The organism is Pseudohaliea rubra DSM 19751 (assembly GCF_000764025.1).
Classification (GTDB): Bacteria; Pseudomonadota; Gammaproteobacteria; order Pseudomonadales; family Halieaceae; genus Pseudohaliea; species Pseudohaliea rubra.
Window position 1 is genome coordinate 1 of the sequence record NZ_KN234779.1, and the last position, 23,084, is coordinate 23,084.

The window sequence follows — 23,084 nt, forward strand, 5'->3', positions numbered from 1 at the left end:
CTCCCGGGCCGGGTGGCGGCCGCTCGCCGCATAGAGCGCGAGCGCCAGCTCGTCGGCGCCCCGGCGTTCGCAGTCGCGCCCGAGGCGGTTGAGCAGGCGCCACCAGGGTCGCTGTGCCGCGTCCCCGTGAACCTTGAGGGCCAGCGCCGCCCCGGCCAGAGCCGGCAGAACATCGGCGTCGGGCTCCGGGTCCTCGCGCCAGTGCCAGTAAAGATCCGCCAGCTCACCGACGGCGCGCACCGCCTCCAGCGCGGCCCGGTCCGGGAACAGCCGCGTTTCCCGGTCGAGGGTATAGGGGTAGTAGCGGGCGACCCCGAGGTCGGAAAGTACGAAATCGAGGAGCCCCTGGCGCCGGTTGCCGAAGAACAGCAGCTGCAGTACCTCCAGGACCTCCATGGCGCGGGGGGCCACCACCCGCTCCGGCGCGTGCGCCTGCAGCCGCGCCCGGCGGGCGTGATCATCCTCGTTAAGCGCCGCCACCGCCGCGAGCAGCGGTCCCTTGGCCAGGCGCGCGGCCCCCGGCAGCGCATCGGCGTAGAGCGCGGCGATCTCCGGCCGGGTGAAAAGCCGGCCGAGCTCCGCCAGGGGCAGGGTGTCCGGCTCAAGGGCGAGTCCGGCATCGACCAGCGCATCGAGCGCCGGGTCCGGCGGGCCGATTTCCGCGTAGTCGAGGCGGGAGGCGCGGAACCAGGGCCCCACCCGGGACAGCAGCCGCAGGTAGAGACAGCGTGCGGAGACCGGCAGCGCATCGAAGGCCGCGAGCACGGCCCGCTCCTGCGCGCTCAGCAGGTCGCCGTAGCGCGCCTCCACCGCCTCGCGCAGGCGCTGGAAGTTGTCGAGGTAGTAGCGCGGCGGCAGGACCGGGGGTGTCGCGGGCTCGGGTTTCAACGCGTTCGCTGACCTGGCGGGTCTCGGGACGGGAATCCCGCCATGGTACGCCAGCGGCGGCGGGCTGTCAGAGGCTGTTTGGTAGAGCCCGCCTGTACCGCGCCGGGCTTTTCCGGCATTCTTTCTCACTTGCGCCGGGGGGCCAGGCTGGAACCATCGGCTAGCCAGGCGGGCCTGCGCCCGGAAGTCTCTTTCAGTCGCTCCACGATATTCGCTTTGTGAAAGAGACTTCCGGGCGCAGGCCCTACGTGCCAACTGCGGAATTGGGGACAGGCCTTGACCAGTGAACACGCCAACGATCGACTGACCCTGCCCCTGGCCGCGGCGCCGATCGTTTTCCTCGTCGCCCTCCTCGCCTGCTCGGTCTTCCTCTTCAGCTCCGATGCCTCCTATGGCCCGAACCAGATCGCCCTGGTACTCGCCACCTGCGCAGCGGCCCTGGTCGGCTACCGCACCGGACTCGGCTGGGACGCGGCGCAGGCGGGCATGGTGGACGGCATCGGCGTGGGCCTGGGCCCGACGCTCATCCTCCTCGCCGTAGGTATGCTCATCGGCACCTGGATCCTCGGCGGCACCGTGCCGGCGATGATCTACTACGGTGTGCAGATCCTCGACCCCCGGGTGTTCTACGCCGCCAGCGCTGTACTCTGCGCTATTGTCGCCCTCAGCATAGGCAGTTCCTGGACCGTTGCGGGCACCCTCGGCATCGGTCTTATGGGCATCGCCGGCACCTTCGACCTGTCGCCGGCCATCACCGCCGGGGCCATCGTCTCCGGGGCCTACTTCGGCGACAAGATGTCGCCCATGTCCGATACCACGAATCTCGCCGCCGCCTCCGGCGGCGTTGACCTGTTCGACCACATCCGCCATATGCTATGGACCACGGTTCCGGCCTTCGCCATCGCACTCACGGTGTTTGCGTTCCTTGGCAGCAGCGACGCCGCGGCGCCGACGCAGATCGCCCTGCTCACCGCCAGCCTCGAGCGGGAGTTCGCCATCGGCCCGCACCTGCTGCTGCCCCTGGCGCTCATGCTCTACCTCGTTTACCGGCGCTTTCCCGCTTACCCGGCTATTGTGCTCAGCGCCCTCGCCGGCGCGGTGATGGCCATTCTGTTCCAGCCGGAGCAGGTCCTCCGTCTCGCCGGGGACACCCCCGGCGGTGCAGTGGCCGGCTATGGCAAGGGCATCTGGCTGGCCCTCGCCGACGGCTACCAGTCCGACAGCGGCAACGCCGACCTCGACCGTCTCCTCAGCAAGGGCGGCATGAGCAGCATGCTCAATACCGTCTGGCTGATTCTCTGTGCCCTGGGTTTCGGCGGCGTGCTGGAGCGCACCGGGGTGCTCAACTACTGGCTGGAGGTAGCGCTCCGCGGCGTACGCAGCACCGGCTCCCTGGTCGCGACCACGGTGGCCACCTGCTTCACCACCAACGTGCTGGCAGCGGACCAGTTCATCTCCGTAGCCCTCCCCGGCCGTATGTTCCGTCGCGCCTACATCGCGCGCGGCCTGTCGCCGCTGAATCTCTCGCGAACCCTCGAGGACTCGGCCACCATCACCTCCGCCCTCATCCCCTGGAATACCTGCGGCGCCTACATGAGCGCTACCCTGGGGGTGGCCACGGCGAGCTATGCTCCCTATGCTTTCTTCAACCTCGCCTGCCCGCTGATCGCTATCGCCTACGGCTTCCTGAACATCGCCCAGAAGCCCCTCGAGAGCGAGCATCGGCTCGCCACCGGAGAGGCCTGAGCATGGCCGGCTGGGACTACCCCGCACCCTTCGTGATCAAGCGCACCGTGGGCGCCGGCGACATCGATGGCCTCGAACACACCAACAATGCCGTCTACGTACAGTGGTGCGAACAGGCAGCCTGGGCACACACGGAGGCCCTCGGCATCGACCTGGCCGACTACCGCGCTCTGGACCGGGCCATGGCAGTGATCCGCGGCGAGTACGACTATCTCGCCGCATCCCGCCTCGGTGACCGCCTGGCCATTGCCACCTGGATCACCGGCTGGGACCGGCGCCTGACCATGATCCGGCACTTCCAGGTGTGCCGGGAAGATGACGGAGCCACGCTGCTCCGTGGCCGGGTCACCTTCGCCTGCATCGAGATTTCCAGCGGCAAGCCGCGGCGCATGCCGCCGGTGTTCATCGATGTCTATGGCCCGGCGATGATCCAGGCCGAAGACAAAAGCTAGGCGCGCGCCCAGGGAAAGGCCAGCACCTCGTCGAGGCGGCCGGCGCCGGTGGCCACCATCACCAGCCGATCGAAGCCGAGAGCGACACCGCTGCAGGCGGGCAGACCGGCCTCCAGCGCCGCCAGCAGGCGGGGGTCCGGTGCCCGTTCGCTCAGGCCCCGGCTCCGCCGCAAGGCGTTATCGGCGGCGAAACGCCGCGCCTGTTCCGCCGGGTCGGCGAGTTCGTGGTAGCCATTGGCGAGCTCCAGGCCGTCCACGTAGAACTCAAAGCGCTCCGCCACCGCGATCCCCCCGCGCTCCTGCACCCGCGCCAGCGCCGCCTGGGAGCCGGGATAGTCGTGAACGCAGACAAGGCCCTCCAGCCCGGGCTCGATACAGTGGCTCAGCAGCAGATCCAGCCAGCCGTCCCGCGCCAGGGCGAGATCACCGACCTCGAGGCGATCGCGGGCGAGCGCTGCCAGCTCCTCGACGGAGGCCCGGTGCGGGTCGACGCCCAGATGCTCGCGGAACAGCTGGGCATAGCTCACCTTGCGCCAGGGCCGGGGACCCAGGCAGTGGGTGAGCAGGTCCGCGACCTCGGCCATGAGCTCATGGTGGTCGAGGCCCGGTCGGTACCATTCGAGGAGCGTGAATTCCGGATTGTGCCGGCGTCCTGCCTCGCCGTCCCGGAAAGCCCGGCCGAGCTGGTAAATGGGGCCGCTGCCGGCGGCAAGCAGCCGTTTCATGGCGTATTCGGGGGAAGTCTGCAGGTAGCGCGGAGCGGCGAGCATGGCCCCCGCGTCCACGATCAGGGGCTCAATGGCCGGATCGGTCACGCCGTGGCTGGCGAGCAGCGGCGTCTCGACCTCGAGCACAGCGCGGTTGGCAAAAAAGCCGCGCACGGCGGCCAGGAGTTCGGCGCGGCGCGCGAGCGCCGCGGGGCTGGCGGCGGGCCGCCAGTCTTCCACGTCAGCTTTTGCCGGCGCGGGCGACATACTCCCCGGTGCGGGTGTCGACGCGGATCACTTCGCCCTGGGAAATAAACAGGGGCACACGGACCACCGCGCCGGTGCTCAGGGTCGCCGGCTTGCTGCCGCCCTGGGCGGTATCACCCTTTAGCCCCGGGTCCGTCTCGGTAATCTCGAGTTCGACGAAATTCGGCGACGTTACCGACAGCGGAGTGCCGTTATAGAGCGTCACCTCGACCGGCTCCTGCTCTTTAAGCCACTGCTTCGCGTCGCCCACGGCAGCGGCGTCGGCCTGGTGCTGCTCGAAGCTCTTCGGGTCCATGAAGAACCAGAATTCGCCGTCGGTGTACAGGTACTCCATGGTGATATCCATCACGTCCGCACCCTCAAGGGACTCACCGGATTTGAAGGTGCGCTCCCAGACCCGGCCGGTCTTGAGGTTGCGCAGTCGCACCCGGTTGAAGGCCTGACCCTTGCCGGGCTTGACGAACTCGTTCTCGAGGATGCTGCAGGGCTCGCCATCAAGCATGACCTTGAGGCCGGCGCGGAATTCATTGGTGGAGAAGCTCGCCATCGGTGACCACCTGTCCTGTAAGCTGTCCAGTAAAAGCGCCGCATCATAGCGCAGGACCCCGGGTAAAGTCAGTGACGCATTGCGCCGCGGCAGCCGGCATGCGATAAACTGCACACTTCCGATGAGTACCCCGGGGAGGGTGCCGACCATGCCGGACAGCAGCGCGGGCATCCTCCGTTTGCCACAGCAGGACCTGGCCTCCTTTGACTTCTTCGCCCTGGAGCCAGCCGCCGCCGAAGCCTGGGCGGCCCGGCTGCCCGGCGGCAACCCGGTCAAGGGCGCCTCAATGCTCCGCGATGCGCTCTCGGCCCTGAATCGGGTTGTGCTGGCGCCACCGCAGCGCTTCGCCATCCTGGAGGCCCTTCGCGCGCCGCTGCAGCAGCTCAGCGGCGCCCTCACCCAGGCCCTCATCGCCGACAACTCGGTCATCTCTGAACACACCCAGCAGCGCTCGGAGCTGGTTTCCGACCTCTGCGAGCTGGGCGCGGCGGGCTACGCGCTCGTGGCAGTCAACACGATCCGCAGGCCCGACGCCATTGAGGGCACAAACCCGGCCCGCCTGGCCTGCGAGGCGCTGCAGCGCGCCGTAACCTGCCGCTGCGAGGAGTTGCTTCAGTACCACCTGCTCTATCGACCGGTACCCCTGAACCACTGGGCCATGTTGCACCATCTCTACGCCCTCGCTGAGCGGCAGCAGCTTGCCAACCTCCCGGTCACGGACCCGCTCACCGGTGGCGAGACCTCCATAGCCGACGAGTACCTGCCGGGCATACTCCTGGCCTGCTGCAAAACCAATCAGCTCCGGCAGCAGGACACCCTGGCCACCTTCCGTGCGCTCCGGCACTGGCGCGGCCTCGCCCGCCTCGAGGACCCGGCGGTTGGCGAGGGCCTGTTGTTCGTCGATCTCGGCACCGACCGGCAGCCGGGCTACAGCGCGCTGCAGCCGCAGCCGCTGGGCGGCGGTCAGCGCTACCTGAACACGTCGGCGCTGGTGAAACATCTCGGCGACCTGCGCGCGCGCAGTGGCCACGGCGGCTACAGCCTCGACCGGGAGACCCGCCTCGACGGACACCTCTGCGCGCACCTGGCGCGGGCCCTCGGCGAGGTCAGCCAGCGCCACTTCAACCGCCAGCCGGCACGGCACCAGCTGTGGATCGCCACCGGGCTGTCGGCGGTCCACTACTACGTTGCCGGCGAGCGCGGCCTCGACCAGGTGCTCCACGGTGATGACTACGAGGCACCGACGGCGGAGGACTTTTCGCAGAACCCCTTCCTGGCGGCCTCTGACGGCGGTGATGTCTGGCAGCAGGCCAACCCCGAGGAGGACTTCGAGGACGACAAGGATGACGCCGAGCTTGAGCTGGCCATCGACGCCGATGCGCTGGCAGCTGCGGAGGGCCCCGGGAGCACGCCGCGACGTTACACGGTATTCACCGTGGAATCGGCCAACGTCAGTCCCGGTGGCTACTGCGTGGAGTGGACGGGGCTGCCGGATGGCGTCAGCATCGGCGGCGTCGTCGCCCTGCGCGAGCAGCAGCAGGGCGAAAGCGACTGGTCCATCGCGGTGATCCGCTGGATCAGCCAGGTGAAGAACGCGCCCACGCTCCTGGGGCTCGAGCTCCTGAGCCCCCGGGGCACAGCCTACGCCGCGCAGGTGCGGCTACCGGACGGGGGCTACTCGCGCCCAATCCGCGTCATCCTGCTGCCGGAGATCGCTCTCGTCGGCCAGCCGCATACGCTGCTCGCTCCGCGCTTGGTGTTCAAGGAGAACCAGAAGATCATCCTCGCCCGCAAGGACGAAGCTTTCCTGGTCAAGCTTAAGCGGCAGATCGCCTCCACGGCGGCCTTCGGGCAGTTCGACTTCGAGTACCGACGTCAGCTCGACGACGACCTCGACGCCGGACGCGATGCGCTCGCGGCGAGCCAGTTCGAGTCAGTCTGGGACGATCTCTGATACCCAGTGGCGCTCGGGCACACCGAGCAGGAACAGCACACAATCCAGGCCGGCATGGCTGATGGCCTGGCGCGCCGAGGCACGCACCACGGGCTTCGCCCGAAAGGCCACCCCGAGCCCGGCCTCGGCGAGCATAGGCAGGTCGTTGGCGCCATCGCCCACCGCCAGCACATGGGCCGGCGAAAGCCCCTCCCGGGCCGCGAGCTCACGCAGCAGTGCCGCCTTGCGGGCGCCGTCGACGATAGGCTCCACCGCCTCCCCGGTCAGCACCCCGGCCTCGATGGCCAGCCGGTTCGCGTGCACCTCGTGGATACCCAGACGCCGCTGCACATCCCGGGCGAAATAGTCGAAGCCGCCGGAAAGGATCGCCGTGTGCACACCCAGGGTGCGCAGGGTAGCCACCAGCTGTCGGGCACCATCCACCAGCCGCAGTCCGGCGGCAATGCCGTCCAGGCAGTGACCATCCAGGCCGCGGAGCGTGGCGAGGCGGGCGCGGAAGCTCTCGCGGAAATCGATCTCGCCGCGCATGGCCCGTTCCGTCACCGCGCTCACCGCCTCCCGCACACCGGCCGCTCCGGCCAGCTCGTCGATGACCTCCGCCTCGATGAGAGTCGAGTCCATATCGAAAACCGCCAGCCGCCGGTGCCGGCGCAACGGCTCCTCGACCTGCAGACAGAGATCCAGGGCGCGCTCCGCAGCGAGCGTCAGGCTGGCCTCGCGAAGGGCCGGGAGGGCCGCGTCATCGCCGGCAAGGCTGACTTCCAGGCAGCCCCGGGGCGAGCCCGGCAGGGACAGCCACTCGCCGCCCAGCACCTGCCAGTCGTGGTCGGTCAGCAGCCCGGCGAAGGCGCCGACGGCATCGTGGTCCAGGGGCCGGCCGATCAGCGTGGCGACATGGCTGGGGGGCCGCGGACGCGCGGCGAGGAGGTCCTTGAGGGGAGGCGGCAGCACGGGTGCGGGTCCTTCCGGATCGGAGCCGCATTCTAGCCCGGATAGCACCGTGATTCACGGTACCACAGCGCGCTATACTGGCCCTGCCGCGTCGCAAGGACTGCCAGCGCATCGTGAAACCCTCGCTCCGGGACCTCAGCCTGACCCTGCAGCTGCCCCTCGCCGCCGCGGCGCTGAGCCTTGCCGTAGCCCTGGCCCTGGTCCTCCTCGCCGCGACCTCGAGCCGCTACCTGCTGACAACGCAGCAGGCCGACTACGGTAATGCGCTCGCCCAGCAGATCGCCCGGCGCATCAGCAGCGCCATGGAAACCGGCGATCTGTTGAGCGTCGCCGCGTCCCTGCAGCGCTTCGTGGAGAGCTCTCCGACGACGATGGTGGAAATCTACGACGTCGAGGGCCAGGCGCTCGGCCGCGCGGGCGAGGACGGGCACCCGGGCAGGGTGCACTATGAAGCGCCCGTGCGGATTGGCCAGGATATTGCCGGCCGGGTGCGCATCGCGCTGGACACGGGCAGCGCCCGCGAGTCCCGGCAACGCTTCCTGCTCAGCCTGAGCGCACTCGCAGTGGTCCTCAGTCTGCTGGTGTTTGTGCTGGCCCGCTACGGCGCGGCCCGGCTGGTCGCCCGCATCGCCGGCGCGGCAGAGCGGCTGGCCCTGGAGGGAGCACCGGCACCGGTCGCTGCCGGCAGCGAGCTCGAACTGCTGGAAGCACGCGTCGACGCCCTGCCCCTGGAACTGCTGCGACCGCGGGACGCCGGCGCCCCGAGCGGCGAGCACTACCGCACGAACACGGTGCTCTATCTGCACCTGGCAAGCCTCGCCGGCTACGTGGATACGCTGAACGAGCGCAACCTGCACCGCTATACGGACCGCCTCCATCGCATCATCTACGCAGCGGCCGCCTGCTACGGCGGCACGCTGCAGGTCGCCCGCCCTTTCGGTCTGGCCCTGTGCTTTGCGGAGGGCGAGGGAACGGGGAGCGCTGCGCTGCGGGCCGTGGCCTGCGCGGCGCTGGTGCGGGAGGTCGCTAACACCCTGGAGGCCGGCATGTCGCTGTCCCTGGCGATGGGCATGGCCGTGGGCCGCAGCGAACTCGGTCCCGGCGACGCCGCCGACATTTACCCGGGACTCTACCTGCAGGGCGTGCTCGATGAATTGCGCGACGCCTGTCTGCAGGACCGCGAGCACGTGCTGGTGACCGAAGACGCCGCCGCCGACGCGGACCTTGCCGGGCGCGCAGACCTGCGGCCGGAAAAGCCCGGCTTCCGGCGCCTGGTCGGCTTCGCCGATGCCCAGGGCAAGCTGCTGGAGCGCCAGGCGGCGCTGCTCCTCGCTCGCCTTCGCGGCCGCCGGGAAGCGGCTGCCTGAGGCGGCGCTCAGCCCCGGGCCAGGCGCTCCACCCGCTGGAAGCCCCGGGGCAGCTTGTTGCCGCGCCGGCCGCGCTCGCCGCGGTAATGCTCGAGCTCTGCGGCCTTCAGCGTCAGGTGACGCCTGCCGGCGTGGATCACCAGTGCGTCGTCGTCGCCGAGAGCCAGCACGCCGACGACGAACTCCTCCCGGGCCTGCAGTCGAGCCGAAGGGATGCCGATAATCTTGTTACCCTTGCCCCGGGCCAGCGCCGGCAGGTCCTCCAGGGGGAAGACCAGCAGCCGTCCCTCGCTTGAGACCGCCGCTACCCAGCTGGCGTCTTCGGCCACCGGCGACGGCGGCAGGACCTCCGCGCCCTTCGGCAGCGTCAGCACCGCCTTGCCGGCACGGTTCTTCGCCTGCAGGTCACCGAGGCGGCCGATGAAACCATAGCCCGCGTCGCTCGCCAGCAGATAGCGCTGGCTGCCATCGCCCATGAGCAGGCCGTTGAAGACCGCGCCGGAGGGCGGACTGATACGCCCGGTGACGGGTTCACCCTGTCCGCGGGCCGAGGGCAGATTGTGTGTTGGCACGGTGTAGGCGCGGCCGGTGGAGTCCAGCAGGACTGCCGGCTGGTTACTGCGGCCCCGGGCAGCCAGCTTGAAGCCGTCTCCGGACTTGTAGCTCAGGGTCATCGGGTCGATCTCGTGCCCCTTGGCGGCGCGGATCCAGCCCTTCTCGGAAAGCACCACCGTGATCGGATCTGCGCTCACGAGCTCGAGCTCACTGAAGGCCTGGGCCTCCTCACGGATGACGATGGGCGAGCGACGGTCATCGCCGTAGCGCTCGGCGGCGGTGCGCAGCTCCTTCTTGATGAGCGTCTTCAGGCGCGCATCCGAACCGAGGAGCTTTTCGAGCTCGTCGCGCTCCTTCTCCAGCGCGTCCTGCTCCGTGCGGATCTTCATTTCCTCGAGCTTGGCGAGGTTGCGCAGCTTCAGCTCGAGGATGGCCTCGGCCTGCACATCGGTCAGCCCGAAGCGCGCCATAAGCGCGGCCTTGGGCTCATCCTCCGTACGGATGATATGAATGACCTCGTCGATGTTGAGGTAGGCGATGAGATAGCCGGCGAGAACATGCAGGCGCTTCTGTACCCGGTCCAGGCGGTATTCCAGGCGCCGGCGCACAGTGCTGCGGCGGAACTCCAGCCACTCGCCGAGCATCCGCTCAAGGCTGCGCACGCCCGGACGGCCGTCGATGCCAATCACGTTGAGGTTGACACGGTAGCTGCGTTCGAGGTCCGTGGTCGCGAACAGGTGGCTCATGAGCGCCTCGCCGTCGACCCGGTTCGAACGCGGCACGATCACCAGCCGCGTGGGGCTCTCGTGGTCCGACTCGTCACGCAGATCCGCCACCATAGGCAGCTTGCGCGCCTGCATCTGTTGGGCGATCTGCTCGAGCACCCGGGCTCCGGAGGTCTGGTAGGGCAGCGCATGGATAATGATATCGCCGTTTTCACGCTCCCAGACAGCGCGCATGCGCAAGCTGCCGCGGCCGCTCTCGTAGATGCTACGCAGGTCCTCTTCGGGGGTGATGATCTCCGCATCGGTGGGGAAGTCCGGGCCGCGAACAAAGGCGCAGAGGTCGGCAACGCTGGCTTTCGGATTTTCCAGCAGGTGCACCGCTGCATCGACCACTTCGCGCAGGTTGTGTGGCGGGATGTCCGTAGCCATGCCCACGGCGATGCCCGTGGTGCCGTTGAGCAGGACATTGGGCACCTGGGCCGGAAGAATGGACGGTTCCTTGAGGGTGCCATCAAAATTGGGCGCCCAGTCGACGGTGCCCTGACCCACCTCCTCGAGGAGCACCTCGGCATAGCGCGCCAACCGCGACTCGGTGTACCGCATGGCGGCAAAGGACTTCGGATCGTCCGGCGATCCCCAGTTGCCCTGGCCGTCCACCAGCGGATAGCGGTAGCTGAAATTCTGGGCCATGAGCACCATGGCCTCGTAGGCGGCGCTGTCGCCGTGGGGGTGGAACTTGCCGATAACATCGCCGACCGTGCGCGCTGACTTCTTGTACTTGGCGGTCGCCTTCAGGCCCAGTTCGCTCATGGCGTAGACAATGCGCCGCTGCACCGGCTTCAACCCGTCGCCAACATGCGGCAGGGCACGGTCCAGGATCACGTACATGGAGTAGTCGAGGTAGGCCTTCTCCGCATACTGGCGCAGGGAGATCTGTTCAGTAGCGTCGCCGTCGTTCGCTTGCGTATCAGCCATACGGATGTCTCGTCGGTCGCTCCGATCTCAGGGGGTGGATGGCTTGTATCACGAACGCCGCGACGGCGCTCGCGCCGGACTCAGACGTTCTCGCCGCTGGCCTGCAGGCGCACCAGCTGCTCGTTGAGGCTGGCGATGGAGTTCGCCATATCCGAGAGCAGGGCGTGGATGGTCGCCGGGTTGCTCCTGATGAGGTCCGAGAACTGATTCGTCGGCACCTTCACCACCGAACAGGAGCTCCGCGCGCGCACCGTTGCGCTGCGATCCGAGTGGGTCAGCGCAGCCATGGCGCCGAAGATCTCCCCGGACCCGATGCGGCCCACCAGTACCCCGTCCACAAGGACGTCGGCGACGCCTGAGGTCATGTGGTAGACGTACTCGGCCCGTTCGCCCTGGCGGATGATGATATCGTCCGCCTCGTAGACTTCAAAGCCCGGGGTGGTGACCACATCAGTGTTGCTGTTGGCGGCAGCCAGACGCACCATCATCCCCGAATAGGTGACGAGCAGGCGCGTCCACAGTTTGGTGGTCGAGGAGCGTGAGAAAACCTGACGCATGAACTCGAGCGCCGGGTAGCTCTGCAGGCTCGCACCGGCCTCGCTGCCGTAATAGACCGCCGCATCCGGGTCGCCGAGACCTGCAATGTCCGGCAGAAGGAGATCCCCTTCCTCGAGCAGGAAAACCGAGCGTTCGCGATAGCGCGCGGTAATCGTGCCGCTCTCCACGAGGTAGAACTTGCCGCTGTCGAAGCTGCGGAAATTACCACTGCGCGTGGCCGTGACCTCGACCCGCCCCGGGTGCAGGTCGACGTCATCCAGCAGGGTCTGCACCAGCTCCCGGAACTGGCGGTTGAGGACTCTGAAATCGTCGGGAAGATCTACACTCGCGAGCATTCGCTTGGATCCGGTGAACAGGCCGACCCGGCACTCCGGGGAGACGGCTTGGCCCTGAGCCGCTGTCTCCGGGCGATGATAGCAACTTCTCGGCGGCTGCGCGATTGCAATTTGCGAGGCCCGCTGGCGCCGCCCGGCAAGCCACGCTAGCATGCTCGCCTCGACCGGGCGGGAAGAAGCAACCATGGCAACGGCAGACCACTGGGAGGCACTGCGCTTCGACACGCTCGGCGTGCGACGCCTCTACGATATCCTGGCCCTGCGCCAGGCTGTGTTCGTGGTCGAACAGGACTGCCCGTACCTGGACTGCGACGGCCTCGACGAGGCCGCCTGGCACGTTTTCTGCCGCCGCGGCGAAACGCTCCTCGCCTACCAGCGCTGCCTTCCCCCCGGGACGCCGTACCCGGAGAGCTCCATCGGCCGCATCATCGTGCCCGAGGCGGCCCGCGGCCGGGGCCTCGGGCGGGAACTGGTACGCCGCGGCATCGCCTTCAACCGCGAGCAATGGCCGGGCCAGGGGATCCGTATCGGCGCCCAGGCCCGCCTTACCGCCTTCTACGAAAGCCTCGGCTTTACCGTGGACGGCGGTAGCTACGACGAGGACGGCATCGATCACATCCACATGACGCTGCCTGCCGAGAGCCGCTAGCGGCAACGGCTGAACGGCGAGGCACTCCCTGCGACCGCGCCCCCTCTCCGGGGGAGCGGCACCCCGCCGCGACAGGGCAGGGACCGGCGCTGGCCTCAGGCGCGGGACGCGCGCTTGCGCTCGTGCTCCTTGAGAAACTTCTTGCGCAGCCGGATGCTCGCCGGGGTCACTTCCACCAGCTCGTCATCGGCGATGAATTCCAGCGCCTGCTCGAGGCTGTGCTCCACTGCCGGGGTGAGGATCAGCGCCTCATCGGTGCCGGCGGCGCGGACGTTGGTAAGCTGCTTGGCCTTCGTAGGGTTCACGGTGAGGTCATTACCGCGGCTGTGCAGCCCGATGATCTGCCCCTCGTAGACCTCCACGTTCGGTTTGACGAAAAGCCGGCCCCGGTCCTGCAGGTTGTAGAGCGCATAGGCCAGGGTCTTTCCGGTCACCATGGAGATGAGCACACCGTTGTTGCGCTGCGCCAGCAGACCGCCCCGCACCGGACCGTAATGGTCGAAGACGTGGGTGAGAATGCCGCTGCCCGAGGTCAGCGTCAGGAACAGAGAGCGAAAGCCAATGAGGCCGCGGGCGGGCACGATAAACTCCAGGCGCACCCGACCCTTGCCGTCCGGGACCATGTTCGAGAGTTCTGCCCGGCGCTCACCGAGGGCCTCCATGACCGCCCCCTGGTGAGCCTCCTCGCAATCGACAAGGAGCTGCTCGTAAGGCTCACAGGCTTCGCCGTCGATCTCGCGCTGGATGACCTCCGGGCGCGACACGCCGAGTTCGTAGCCCTCCCGGCGCATGGTCTCGATGAGCACCGACAGGTGCAGCTCGCCACGCCCGGAGACGATAAAGCGGTCCGGGCTGTCGCCGGGCTGCACGCGCAGGGCGACGTTATGGATAAGCTCGCGCTCCAGGCGCTCGGCGATATTGCGCGAGGTGACGTATTTGCCCTCTTTGCCCGCAAAGGGCGAGTCATTCACCTGGAAGGTCATGCTCACCGTCGGCTCGTCCACCGTGAGCGGCGGCAGCGCTTCCACGGTGCCGGGATCACAGAGCGTATCGGAGATATTGAGGCCGTCGATGCCCGTCACGCAGACAATATCGCCAGCACTTGCCTCGGCCACCTCGACGCGCTCCAGGCCCAGATACCCCATGACCTGGAGCACCCGCCCGCTGCGCTTGCCGCCCTCGCTGTCAACCACCGTGACAGCCGTGTTCGGCCCGAGCCGGCCCCGGGTAATGCGGCCCACGCCGATCACGCCCACGTAACTGTTGTAATCCAGCGCACTCACCTGCAGCTGCAGCGGGCCACGTTCGTCCACCGTCGGCGCGGGAACCTCGCGAATGATGGCGTCAAAGAGCGGGTTCATGTCGTCGGTCATGGCCGCGTGGTCGAGGCCGGCAATACCCTGGATGGCCGAGGCGAAGACGATCGGGAAATCGAGTTGCTCTTCCGAGGCGCCAAGGTTGTCAAACAGATCGAAAACCTGGTCTACCACCCAGTCCGGGCGCGCACCGGGACGGTCGACCTTGTTCACCACGACGATCGGCCGCAGGCCGCGGGCAAAGGCTTTCGCGGTGACGAAACGGGTCTGCGGCATGGGCCCGTCCACGGCATCCACCAGCAGCAGTACTGAATCCACCATGGACAGCACGCGCTCGACCTCGCCGCCGAAATCGGCATGCCCGGGCGTGTCGACGATATTGATGCGGTAATCGCCGTAGCGGATCGCGGTGTTCTTGGCGAGAATCGTGATGCCGCGCTCACGCTCCTGATCGTTGGAATCCATGATCCGCTCCGCGCCGGCGCTGCGCCGGTCTAGCGTGCCCGACTGCTGCAGCAGGCAGTCGACGAGCGTGGTCTTACCATGGTCGACGTGGGCGATGATGGCGATGTTGCGCAGGGACTCGATCACGGGGTTCTCCGCAGGCCGCAGTGCGGCAAAAAAGGCGCCGGATTATACCTGACACAGCGCCGGCTACCAGCACTCTTGCAGCGGCTTCGGGAGCAATGCACTATCTGTGTGCACCAACGCACCAAAGATGTGCCCAATTTTCCGAGGGCGCTCACCGGGGAAATAAAAGCCACGCTGATTCAATGGCTTAAGCTCATGTCCCGCTGGCACAGGACTTGCAATCCCGCGAAGCACCAGAACTGACGCGGCGTGCCCTTTGCGGTGCGCGGCGACAACAGCTCAAAACAGTTGCAAAAAAAACGGGTCCAAGGACCCGCTTACATTCCCAACGGAGGACTGACCATGGCAGAGCAGAAGACCCTGGAACTGATCAAGGAAAGTGAAGCGAGATGGATCGACATGCGCTTCACGGACAGCAAGGGCAAGGAGCAACACGTCACCATTCCGGCCAAGGAGGTTGATGAAGATTTCTTCGAGGAGGGCAAGATGTTCGACGGTTCCTCCATCGCCGGCTGGAAAGGCATCAACGAGTCGGACATGATCCTCATGCCTGATGATTCCAGCGCCGTCGTCGACCCCTTCACGGACGACCCCACCATCAACATCCGCTGCGATATCGTCGAGCCCTCCACCATGCAGGGCTACGAGCGCGATCCGCGCTCTGTTGCCCGCCGCGCGGAAGAATACCTGAACGCCACGGGCATCGGCGACACCGCCTACTTCGGCCCGGAGCCCGAATTCTTCGTTTTCGACGACATCAAATGGCATTCGGACATGTCGGGCGCCGGTTACACCATCCACTCGGAAGAGGCGGCCTGGGTCTCCAGCCACAAGTTCGAAGAAGGCAACATCGGCCACCGTCCGCGGGTAAAGGGCGGCTACTTCCCCGTCCCGCCGGTCGACTCCCTGCACGATATCCGCGCGGCCATGTGCGACGCCATGGAGCAGATGGGCCTGGATGTAGAGGTCCATCACCACGAGGTGGGCACGGCCGGCCAGTGCGAGATCGGCGTGAAGTTCAGTACGCTGGTGCGCAAGGCCGACGAGGTGCAGATCCTCAAGTACTGCGTGCTCAATGTCGCCCACGCCTACGGCAAGACGGCAACGTTCATGCCCAAGCCCCTGGTCGGTGACAACGGCTCCGGCATGCATGTGCACCAGTCGATCAGCAAGAACGGCGAGAATATTTTCGCCGGGGACGGCTATGCAGGCCTGTCCGAGACGGCGCTTTATTACATCGGCGGCGTCATCAAGCACGCCCGCGCCCTGAATGCCTTTACCAATGCGTCGACCAACTCCTACAAGCGCCTGGTACCGGGCTTTGAGGCACCGGTGATGCTGGCCTACTCGGCGCGCAACCGCTCCGCCTCGATCCGCATCCCCTACGAGCCGAGCCCGAAGGGCAAGCGCGTGGAGGTCCGCTTCCCGGATCCGACGGCCAACCCCTACCTGGCCTTCGCCGCCCTGCTCATGGCCGGCATCGATGGCATCCAGAACAAGATCCACCCCGGCGATGCGGCCGATAAGGATCTTTACGACCTGCCTCCGGAAGAGGGCAAGGCGATCCCGACGGTGGCCTCCAGCCTGGAGATGGCCCTCGAGGCCCTGGACGCCGACCGCGCCTTCCTCACCGCCGGCGGGGTGTTCACGGACGACATGATCGACGGCTACATGGCCCTCAAGTACGAGGACATCGAGCGCCTGAACATGACCACCCACCCGGTGGAGTTCGATCTCTACTATTCCGTGTAGACTTCGGCTCAGCTCAGACCTTGGGCCCGCATTTGCGGGCCCTTTTTTTGATGCGGTCAAGGGTTCCGGGGCAACTCCAGACCTTCGCTTCTCGAGGTTTTCCGGCGCGGCTGCTGGAGCATGCCCCCAGTCGCTCCCCGATACACGCTTGGTGGGGACATGCTCCAGCAGCCGCCCCTACCGCTCTGGAAGAATCATCGCGGCGGAAGTACGCGAGGCGGAAGGGGCGGGCGCGGGATACTTCTCTCACAAAGCGTGTATCGGGGAGCGGCTGAGAGAAGTATCCCGCGCCCGCCCCGGAAAGACGCTCAGTCAGGTTCTGCCTGTCGCTGGCGCATTCCCACGGGAAAGGCACATAATGAATACACGCCAGCCGCCGGAGGTGACCATGCACAAGCTCGTCGCCGTTTTGGGATTTCTTCTCGCGTATCTCGTTTCCGGGTCCGCCTTGGCGCAGCAGATCTACCGCAGCGTGGACGAGAACGGCAACGTCGTGTTCAGCGACCAGCCGCCAGCGCCCGGGCAGGACGCAGAGCAGGTTGAACTCGGGGAGATGAACACCGCGGCGCCGCTGAAAGTGCGGCCGCAGCCGGCGCCCGCGGCGGAAGAACCCGAGCCGGCGCCCGAGGCCCGGGTCAGCATCAGCTCACCGGACGACGAGAACACCATCGCCATGGGCCCCGGAAACTTCAGTGTGAGTGGCCGTACCGAACCGGCGCTGGGACCGGGCGAGCGGCTGCAGCTGTTCATGGACGGCGAGGCCGTGGGGCCGCCGCAGACGGACGCGAGCTGGGGCCTGCAGGGAGTGCTGCGCGGGCCGCATGACCTGGTGATCCGTCGCGTCACCGCCGACGGCAAGGTACTGGCTGAGTCCGATTCCGTTCGCATCTACGTCCTGCGCCCCTCCATCCGCTGACCGCCCGGAACCCCGCGCTGGCCTAAAGCACCCTCATGCACCATACTGGTGCAGACTTTGACGGGGCACCGGCGCCAGCGATCACCTTCACGCCCACGGGTAGGGTTCCAGGCCTATAAGTTTGCACTTACTTCATTTTGAGCGCTGATAAAACAATAGCCAGCCCCCGTCTTCAATCCATGCCCCTTCATGGCTCCAATCTTGCTTTGTCGAGAGGCAGCCGGTTTAAGGGCGGTAGAAAACAGGGCAGGCATGCAGGAAGCGGACGTACTCGACAATATCAGCACTGGCGTGCTCGGCCTGGGCCGGGGGCTGCGCGTCTGCTACCTGAACCAGGCGGCGGAGGCCCAGCTGGCCATTTCCACAGCACGCGTCTGCGGGCTCCACGTGCGGCACATCGATTCGCTGCCGCCGGTGTGGCTCAGCACCCTCGAGCAGGCGCTTCGGGAAAAACACCCGATCGTCCGTCGCGGTGTGGAACTGCTGCTACCCGCCGGCGGCCATGGCCAGGTCGACCTCGTCATCACGCCGCTGCACGACGAGGGGCCCGTGGCCCTGGTGGTGGAAGTGCAGGCCGTGGACCGGCTGCAGCGCATCAGCCGCGAGGAGAGTCTCCTCAACGCCCAGGAAGCGACCCATTCCCTGGTCCGCGGCCTGGCCCACGAGATCAAGAACCCCCTTGGCGGAGTTCGTGGCGCGGCCCAGCTCCTTGCCAGGGCACTGCCGAACGGTGAACTCAGCGAATACACGGATATCATCATCCGGGAGGCGGACCGGCTGCGGGACCTCGTGGACCGGTTGCTCGGGCCCAGGGCACAACCGCAGCTGGAGCCACTCAACGTGCACGAGGCGCTGGAGCACGTGTGTCGCCTGGTACGCGCTGAGGCCGGGCCCGCCCTCGTGCTGGACCGCGACTACGATCCCAGCCTGCCGGACATCCGGGGCGACCGGGCGCAGCTGGTGCAGGCGGTGCTCAACATCGTTCGCAATGCCCTCGAGGCCACCAGCGGGCAGACTGAGCGTGAGCTGTCCATCATCACCCGCTCCCAGCGCCAGTTCACCATCGGCAACCGCCGGCACCGGCTGGTCTGCCGGGTCGACATCGTCGACAACGGCCCGGGCATCCCGGAAGAACTGCGTCATTCCCTGTTCGTCCCCATGATCAGCGGCCGCGCCGATGGCTCCGGCCTCGGACTGTCCATATCCCAGTCCATCGTCAATCGCCACGGCGGCCTGCTGACCTGCGACAGCAGGCCCGGTGAAACCCGTTTCAGCCTTTACCTCCCGCTGGAAGAATCCTATGCCTAAATCCTCAAAAGTCTGGGTCGTCGACGACGATCAATCGATCCGCTGGGTGCTCGAGCGGGCCCTCAGCCAGGCCGGCATCGAGAGCGAATGCTTCTCCAATGGCGACCGGCTGCTGCGCCGTCTGGACAACGAGCAGCCGGACGTCGTGATCAGCGACATCCGCATGCCCGGCACCGACGGCCTCGAGCTCCTCGAGCGGTTGACGGCAAGCCATCCGCGGCTGCCGGTGATCATCACCACGGCCCATTCAGACCTCGACAGCGCGGTGGCCTCTTACCAGCAGGGCGCCTTTGAATATCTGCCCAAGCCCTTTGATATCGACGAGGTGATCGCCGTCACGGAACGGGCCCTGGCTCACACCCGGGAACACCTGGCCCCGGCGGACGACCGGGAGGACCTGCGCCCGGGGACAGAGATCATCGGCGAGGCGCCGGCCATGCAGGAGGTCTTTCGCGCCATCGGCCGGCTGGCCCACAGCAACATTACCGTGCTCATCAACGGCGAGTCCGGCACCGGCAAAGAGCTGGTTGCGCGCGCCCTGCACCGGCACAGCCCGCGGGCCAGTCAGCCTTTCATTGCCCTGAATATGGCCGCTATCCCCCGGGACCTTATGGAGTCAGAGCTTTTCGGCCACGAAAAGGGCGCCTTCACCGGTGCCACCGCACGCCGCGAGGGCCGCTTTGAGCAGGCCAACGGCGGCACCCTGTTCCTCGACGAGATCGGCGACATGCCGCCGGAGACCCAGACCCGCCTGCTGCGGGTACTGGCCGACGGCGAGTTCTACCGCGTGGGCGGGCACACCCCCGTGCGGGTGAACGTGCGCATCATCGCCGCCACCCATCAGGATCTCGAGGAGCGGGTAAGCCAGGGAGATTTCCGCGAGGACCTCTTCCACCGCCTCAACGTGATCCGCATCCATCTGCCCCGGCTCGCCGAGCGCCGGGAGGACATCCCCAAGCTCATGGAGTTCTTTTTTGCCCGGGCGGCCCGCGAGCTCGGTGGCGAGACCAAGGTGCTGCTGCCGGAGACGGAGCGCTTCCTGGCGGAGCTGGACTGGCCGGGAAATGTACGCCAGCTCGAAAACACCTGCCGCTGGATCACGGTAATGGCCTCGGGCCGGGAGGTGCATGTGTCCGACCTGCCGCCGGAGCTGGGCCGCCGGGAGGCCACAGCGCCCACGGGCGAAGGCACGGACTGGCGGGATCTGCTTTCACATTGGGCGCACAACGAGCTGGTGCAGGGTAAACAGCACATCCTGCGTGCCGCCGTGCCCGCCTTCGAGCGGACCCTGATTGAAGTGGCCCTACAGCACACCCAGGGCCGCAAGCGGGACGCCGCCGAGCTCCTCGGCTGGGGCCGCAATACGCTGACCCGCAAGATGAAGGAACTGGCTATGTAGGCGGCGGGCCGGCCCGCCGCCGGGGCACTCAGCTCTCGGCCGGGGCCTCGCCGTTGCTTTGGGCAGCGCCCTGCTGGCCGTCGGCTTGGGCCCGCGCCACCGCCTGCTGATAGAGGGCATCGAAGTTCACCGGAGCAAGCATAAGCGCCGGGAAGCCACCCTTCACCACAAGGCCGTCGATGGCCTCGCGGGCATAGGGGAAGAGGATGTTCGGCGCCGCGGTACCGAGCACCATGCGCAGCTGCTCCGTTTCGAAACCGGCGATGTAGAAGATACCGGCCTGCTGCACCTCCACCAGGAAGGCAGTCTCCTCCTCGACCTTCGAGGTGACCGTGATAGTCAGAACAACCTCGAAGTTGCCGTTCTCGTCGATGGCGTTGCTCTTGGTATTCAGGTCGATGTTGACCTTCGGCTGGTAGGACTTGCGGAAAATCTCCGGGGTCGCCGGCGATTCAAAGGACACGTCCTTGCAATAGATGCGCTGCAGTGAAAACTGCTGCTGGGGAACGTCCTGTTGGGCTGCTGCCTGCTCATCGGCCATGGCTTGCTTTCTCCGTGTGAAAAATCGTCAGTCAGGGGGGCGTGGACAGTCCGAGGAGCGCATCGAGGCGCCCGGCACGGTCCAGCGCCGCGAGTTCATCAAAGCCGCCCACGTGCTGCTCACCGACCCAGATCTGCGGGACTGTGTGCCGGCCGGCCTTCGCCGTCATTTCCGCGCGCAGCGCGGCGTTGCCATCGACAGCAATCTCCTCGAAGGTCACTCCCTTGCCCGTAAGCAGCCGGCGTGCGGCGATGCAGTAGGGGCAGAAACGGGTGCTGTAAACGGTAACGGGGACGGCCACGGCGCTGCTACTTCTTCGCCACCGTGGGCAGCTGCAGATTGCCCCACTCGAGCATGCCGCCAGCCATCTTGTACACCTGGTCGAAGCCGTCGGCGCGGAGCTGCTTGGCGGCGGCTCCGGCCTGCTGGCCCATCTTGCAGACCAGGATAATCGGCCGGTCCCGGTAGGCCTCGAGCTCGCTCTTGCGGCTTGCCAGCTTGCCCATGGGAATGTGCATGGCGTCGACGATATGGCTCTGCTTGAAGTCGCCACCATCGCGCAGGTCGAGGAAAATGCCATTCTCGGCATTCACCAGGTTGATGGCCTGCTGCGGGCTGAGCGCGGGTCCCGCCTTGCGGGTCTCGTGGAACAGCAGCATACCGATCGCCACAAGCAATGCGGCGGCCAGAATCCATTGCTGGAGCAGAAACTCAAGGAAGAGGGCCATGGAGCGGTTTCCGGGTCCGTATCGCGCCCGGCGTACCGCCGGGCCTCGGCAAAGAGGTCGCGCAGTATACCCTGTCTGCCCGGAGTGCTCCACCGCAGGAGGAATCCGGCCTGCGGAAGCGCTGTGCCGCCGCGGCAGGCCGTCTGACGCCTTCACGATGCCTTTACGACCCCTGCAAAGGCAGCCGGCGCGAGGACGCGCCTCCCACAGGGGGCGTTCCAGCGGTTACAATGGCGGGCTCTCGACCCGCGCCGCGACAGGTTCGCCGGAAGCACTCGTTGGAAGCTCAGGGAGCAGGCATGACAGACGCCAGCAGGGTCCCCACCGTTCTCATCATTCTCGACGGCTGGGGCTACCGGGAAGACACCCGGGACAACGCCATCGCCAATGCCCATACCCCGGTCTGGGACCGCCTCTGGGCCGACGCTCCGCACACCCTCATCTCCGGCTCGGGCCTCGATGTGGGCCTTCCGGAGGGTCAGATGGGCAACTCCGAAGTCGGGCACATGAGCCTCGGCAGCGGCCGCATCATCTATCAGAACATCACCCGCATTGATCAGGCCATCGCCGACGGCAGCTTCGACGAGAACCCCGCCTATACGAAGGCCATCGACAGCGCCGTGGCCCGCGGCGGCGCGGTCCACGTACTCGGGCTGCTGTCGCCGGGCGGCGTGCACAGCCACGAGCGCCAGCTGTTCGCCGCCCTCCGCCTCGCCGTGGCCCGGGGCGCGACGCAGGTATTCCTGCACGCCTTCCTCGACGGGCGCGACACGCCGCCGCGCAGCGCCCAAAGCTCCCTTGAAAAAGCCGAAGCGGTTTTCGCGGAACTGGGTACAGGCCGCATCGCCAGTCTCTGCGGCCGCTACTTCGCCATGGATCGCGATCAGCGGTGGGACCGGATCGAGAAGGCCTACCGGCTGCTCACCGACGGCGACGCGGACCACCGCGCCGCCAGCGCCGCCGAGGGCCTGGCGGAGGCCTACGCCCGCGACGAGAGCGACGAATTCGTGGCGCCCACAGTCATCAGCGATGCCGGCGGCAGCGCAGCGCGCATCGAGGACGGCGATGCCGTATTGTTCATGAACTTCCGCGCAGACCGGGCCCGGCAGCTCACCGCCGCTCTCACGGACCCGGCCTTCGGGGGCTTCCAGCGCCGCGTAAAGCCGCAGCTCGCAGGCTTTGTTCAAACCACCGAATACGCGGCGGCTATCAACGCGCCCTGCGCCTTTCCGCCCGACGCCCCGGCCAATGGCCTCGGCGAATACCTCGCCGCTGCGGGGCGCACGCAGCTACGCCTTGCCGAGACCGAGAAATACGCCCACGTCACCTTCTTTTTCAGCGGCGGCCGCGAGGACGAGTACAGGGGCGAGACGCGTATCCTCGTTCCCTCACCGGACGTCGCAACCTACGACCTGAAGCCCGAGATGAGCGCGCCGGAGCTTACGGACCGGCTGGTGGAGGCCATCGGCAGCGGCGCCTATGACCTTATTGTCTGCAACTACGCCAACGGCGACATGGTCGGCCACACGGGCAACTACCAGGCTGCCGTCGCCGCGGTGGAGACCCTTGACGCCTGCCTCGCCCGTGTCGAGGCGGCAGTCCTCGAAGCCGGCGGCCATGCCCTGGTCACCGCCGACCACGGCAACTGCGAGCAGATGGTCGACTACGAGTCGGGCCAGCAGCACACCCAGCACACAACGGACCTCGTGCCCCTGGTGTATATCGGCAGCGAGCCCGTTGTCCTCGACCCCGCCGGCGGCATCCTCGCCGATGTGGCGCCGACGCTGCTGGCGCTCATGCACCTGCCCCAGCCCTCCGAAATGACCGGCCACAGCCTCGTCGCGGACCGCTGAAGCC

Annotated in this window: 19 protein-coding genes and 1 pseudogene; 10 read left to right on the forward strand and 10 right to left on the reverse strand. The window is 67.1% G+C overall.

All coding sequences use genetic code 11. From position 1 onward, the window contains the following. Window positions 1–888 (reverse strand): annotated as a pseudogene (locus HRUBRA_RS11620) (hypothetical protein); the annotation flags it as partial. Between the two features lie 276 nt (window positions 889–1,164). Here HRUBRA_RS11620 and nhaC point away from each other — a divergent pair. Continuing rightward, window positions 1,165–2,634, forward strand: a complete 1,470-nt coding sequence (gene nhaC / locus HRUBRA_RS11625; protein ID WP_236629855.1) for a Na+/H+ antiporter NhaC — start codon at window positions 1,165–1,167, stop codon at window positions 2,632–2,634. Window positions 2,635–2,636: 2 nt separating this feature from the next. Beyond that, window positions 2,637–3,086 (forward strand): acyl-CoA thioesterase, encoded by a 450-nt coding sequence (locus HRUBRA_RS11630; protein ID WP_035517425.1) that lies wholly within the window; start codon window positions 2,637–2,639, stop codon window positions 3,084–3,086. Here the strand turns inward: HRUBRA_RS11630 and epmA are convergent. Beyond that, on the reverse strand, window positions 3,083–4,033 hold the full coding sequence (epmA, locus tag HRUBRA_RS11635) for an EF-P lysine aminoacylase EpmA (RefSeq protein ID WP_236629856.1): 951 nt from the start codon (window positions 4,031–4,033) through the stop codon (window positions 3,083–3,085). The two genes, HRUBRA_RS11630 and epmA, sit on opposite strands and share 4 nt — an antisense overlap. A gap of 1 nt (window position 4,034) precedes the next feature. Beyond that, window positions 4,035–4,607, reverse strand: coding sequence for an elongation factor P (efp, locus tag HRUBRA_RS11640; protein WP_035517469.1), 573 nt, complete (start codon window positions 4,605–4,607; stop codon window positions 4,035–4,037). A gap of 148 nt (window positions 4,608–4,755) precedes the next feature. Between efp and HRUBRA_RS11645 the strand changes: the two genes are divergently transcribed. After that, window positions 4,756–6,561: a GTPase gene (locus HRUBRA_RS11645; RefSeq protein ID WP_035517429.1), complete on the forward strand. Its 1,806-nt coding sequence runs from the start codon at window positions 4,756–4,758 to the stop codon at window positions 6,559–6,561. Here the strand turns inward: HRUBRA_RS11645 and serB are convergent. Beyond that, window positions 6,541–7,512, reverse strand: coding sequence for a phosphoserine phosphatase SerB (gene serB / locus HRUBRA_RS11650; protein ID WP_052094767.1), 972 nt, complete (start codon window positions 7,510–7,512; stop codon window positions 6,541–6,543). The genes HRUBRA_RS11645 and serB overlap by 21 nt on opposite strands. Before the next feature lie 113 nt (window positions 7,513–7,625). On the opposite strand from serB, the gene HRUBRA_RS11655 reads away from it, so the two are divergent. After that, window positions 7,626–8,879 carry a hypothetical protein gene (locus HRUBRA_RS11655; protein ID WP_035517431.1) on the forward strand — a complete coding sequence of 418 codons (1,254 nt, stop codon included), beginning with the start codon at window positions 7,626–7,628 and terminating at the stop codon, window positions 8,877–8,879. 8 nt (window positions 8,880–8,887) lie between these two features. On the opposite strand, the gene parC is transcribed toward HRUBRA_RS11655, so the two are convergent. Together parC and HRUBRA_RS11665 are read right to left on the reverse strand one after the other, a co-directional pair. Next, entirely contained in the window at window positions 8,888–11,134 is a 2,247-nt protein-coding gene (parC, locus tag HRUBRA_RS11660) for a DNA topoisomerase IV subunit A (RefSeq protein ID WP_035517433.1), read from the reverse strand. Between the two features lie 80 nt (window positions 11,135–11,214). Next, a complete protein-coding gene (locus tag HRUBRA_RS11665; protein WP_035517434.1) occupies window positions 11,215–12,027 on the reverse strand; it encodes a Crp/Fnr family transcriptional regulator in 813 nt (270 codons plus the stop codon). Window positions 12,028–12,211: 184 nt separating this feature from the next. Here HRUBRA_RS11665 and HRUBRA_RS11670 point away from each other — a divergent pair, with 184 nt between their 5' ends. Next, window positions 12,212–12,676 (forward strand): GNAT family N-acetyltransferase, encoded by a 465-nt coding sequence (locus tag HRUBRA_RS11670; RefSeq protein WP_035517436.1) that lies wholly within the window; start codon window positions 12,212–12,214, stop codon window positions 12,674–12,676. A gap of 95 nt (window positions 12,677–12,771) precedes the next feature. Here the strand turns inward: HRUBRA_RS11670 and typA are convergent, their stop codons facing one another. Further along, window positions 12,772–14,583, reverse strand: coding sequence for a translational GTPase TypA (typA, locus tag HRUBRA_RS11675; RefSeq protein ID WP_035517438.1), 1,812 nt, complete (start codon window positions 14,581–14,583; stop codon window positions 12,772–12,774). A gap of 342 nt (window positions 14,584–14,925) precedes the next feature. On the opposite strand from typA, the gene glnA reads away from it, so the two are divergent. From glnA to glnG, 4 genes are all read left to right on the forward strand, one after another. After that, window positions 14,926–16,335, forward strand: coding sequence for a glutamate--ammonia ligase (gene glnA / locus HRUBRA_RS11680; protein ID WP_035517440.1), 1,410 nt, complete (start codon window positions 14,926–14,928; stop codon window positions 16,333–16,335). 358 nt (window positions 16,336–16,693) lie between these two features. Continuing rightward, the gene (locus tag HRUBRA_RS11685; protein WP_201771593.1) at window positions 16,694–17,251 is read left to right on the forward strand and encodes a DUF4124 domain-containing protein; all 558 of its coding nucleotides are present in this window, start codon (window positions 16,694–16,696) and stop codon (window positions 17,249–17,251) included. Window positions 17,252–17,503: 252 nt separating this feature from the next. After that, on the forward strand, window positions 17,504–18,559 hold the full coding sequence (gene glnL / locus HRUBRA_RS11690) for a nitrogen regulation protein NR(II) (protein WP_035517442.1): 1,056 nt from the start codon (window positions 17,504–17,506) through the stop codon (window positions 18,557–18,559). After that, a complete protein-coding gene (glnG, locus tag HRUBRA_RS11695; protein ID WP_035517444.1) occupies window positions 18,552–19,958 on the forward strand; it encodes a nitrogen regulation protein NR(I) in 1,407 nt (468 codons plus the stop codon). Before glnL ends, glnG begins: the two co-directional genes overlap by 8 nt. Window positions 19,959–19,986: 28 nt before the next feature. Here the strand turns inward: glnG and secB are convergent, their stop codons facing one another. From secB to HRUBRA_RS11710, 3 genes are read right to left on the reverse strand one after another with little or no spacing between them, the layout of a single operon-like run. Then, the gene (secB, locus tag HRUBRA_RS11700) at window positions 19,987–20,499 is read right to left on the reverse strand and encodes a protein-export chaperone SecB (protein WP_035517446.1); all 513 of its coding nucleotides are present in this window, start codon (window positions 20,497–20,499) and stop codon (window positions 19,987–19,989) included. A gap of 31 nt (window positions 20,500–20,530) precedes the next feature. After that, window positions 20,531–20,800 (reverse strand): glutaredoxin 3, encoded by a 270-nt coding sequence (gene grxC, locus HRUBRA_RS11705; RefSeq protein WP_035517447.1) that lies wholly within the window; start codon window positions 20,798–20,800, stop codon window positions 20,531–20,533. Between the two features lie 7 nt (window positions 20,801–20,807). Further along, complete coding sequence (locus HRUBRA_RS11710) at window positions 20,808–21,227, reverse strand: rhodanese-like domain-containing protein (protein ID WP_035517449.1); 420 nt, start codon at window positions 21,225–21,227, stop codon at window positions 20,808–20,810. Between the two features lie 299 nt (window positions 21,228–21,526). On the opposite strand from HRUBRA_RS11710, the gene gpmI reads away from it, so the two are divergent. Then, window positions 21,527–23,080 (forward strand): 2,3-bisphosphoglycerate-independent phosphoglycerate mutase, encoded by a 1,554-nt coding sequence (gene gpmI, locus HRUBRA_RS11715; protein WP_035517451.1) that lies wholly within the window; start codon window positions 21,527–21,529, stop codon window positions 23,078–23,080. Window positions 23,081–23,084: the final 4 nt, after the last annotated feature.

Bases quoted from the DNA above. Each gene is read 5' to 3' on its own strand.
- HRUBRA_RS11630 (WP_035517425.1), top strand. From the start codon at position 2,637: ATGGCCGGCTGGGACTACCCCGCACCCTTCGTGATCAAGCGCACCGTG.
- efp (WP_035517469.1), bottom strand. From the start codon at position 4,607: ATGGCGAGCTTCTCCACCAATGAATTCCGCGCCGGCCTCAAGGTCATG.
- HRUBRA_RS11645 (WP_035517429.1), top strand. From the start codon at position 4,756: ATGCCGGACAGCAGCGCGGGCATCCTCCGTTTGCCACAGCAGGACCTG.
- parC (WP_035517433.1), bottom strand. From the start codon at position 11,134: ATGGCTGATACGCAAGCGAACGACGGCGACGCTACTGAACAGATCTCC.
- HRUBRA_RS11665 (WP_035517434.1), bottom strand. From the start codon at position 12,027: ATGCTCGCGAGTGTAGATCTTCCCGACGATTTCAGAGTCCTCAACCGC.
- HRUBRA_RS11670 (WP_035517436.1), top strand. From the start codon at position 12,212: ATGGCAACGGCAGACCACTGGGAGGCACTGCGCTTCGACACGCTCGGC.
- glnA (WP_035517440.1), top strand. From the start codon at position 14,926: ATGGCAGAGCAGAAGACCCTGGAACTGATCAAGGAAAGTGAAGCGAGA.
- HRUBRA_RS11685 (WP_201771593.1), top strand. From the start codon at position 16,694: ATGAATACACGCCAGCCGCCGGAGGTGACCATGCACAAGCTCGTCGCC.
- glnL (WP_035517442.1), top strand. From the start codon at position 17,504: ATGCAGGAAGCGGACGTACTCGACAATATCAGCACTGGCGTGCTCGGC.
- glnG (WP_035517444.1), top strand. From the start codon at position 18,552: ATGCCTAAATCCTCAAAAGTCTGGGTCGTCGACGACGATCAATCGATC.
- secB (WP_035517446.1), bottom strand. From the start codon at position 20,499: ATGGCCGATGAGCAGGCAGCAGCCCAACAGGACGTTCCCCAGCAGCAG.
- HRUBRA_RS11710 (WP_035517449.1), bottom strand. From the start codon at position 21,227: ATGGCCCTCTTCCTTGAGTTTCTGCTCCAGCAATGGATTCTGGCCGCC.
- gpmI (WP_035517451.1), top strand. From the start codon at position 21,527: ATGACAGACGCCAGCAGGGTCCCCACCGTTCTCATCATTCTCGACGGC.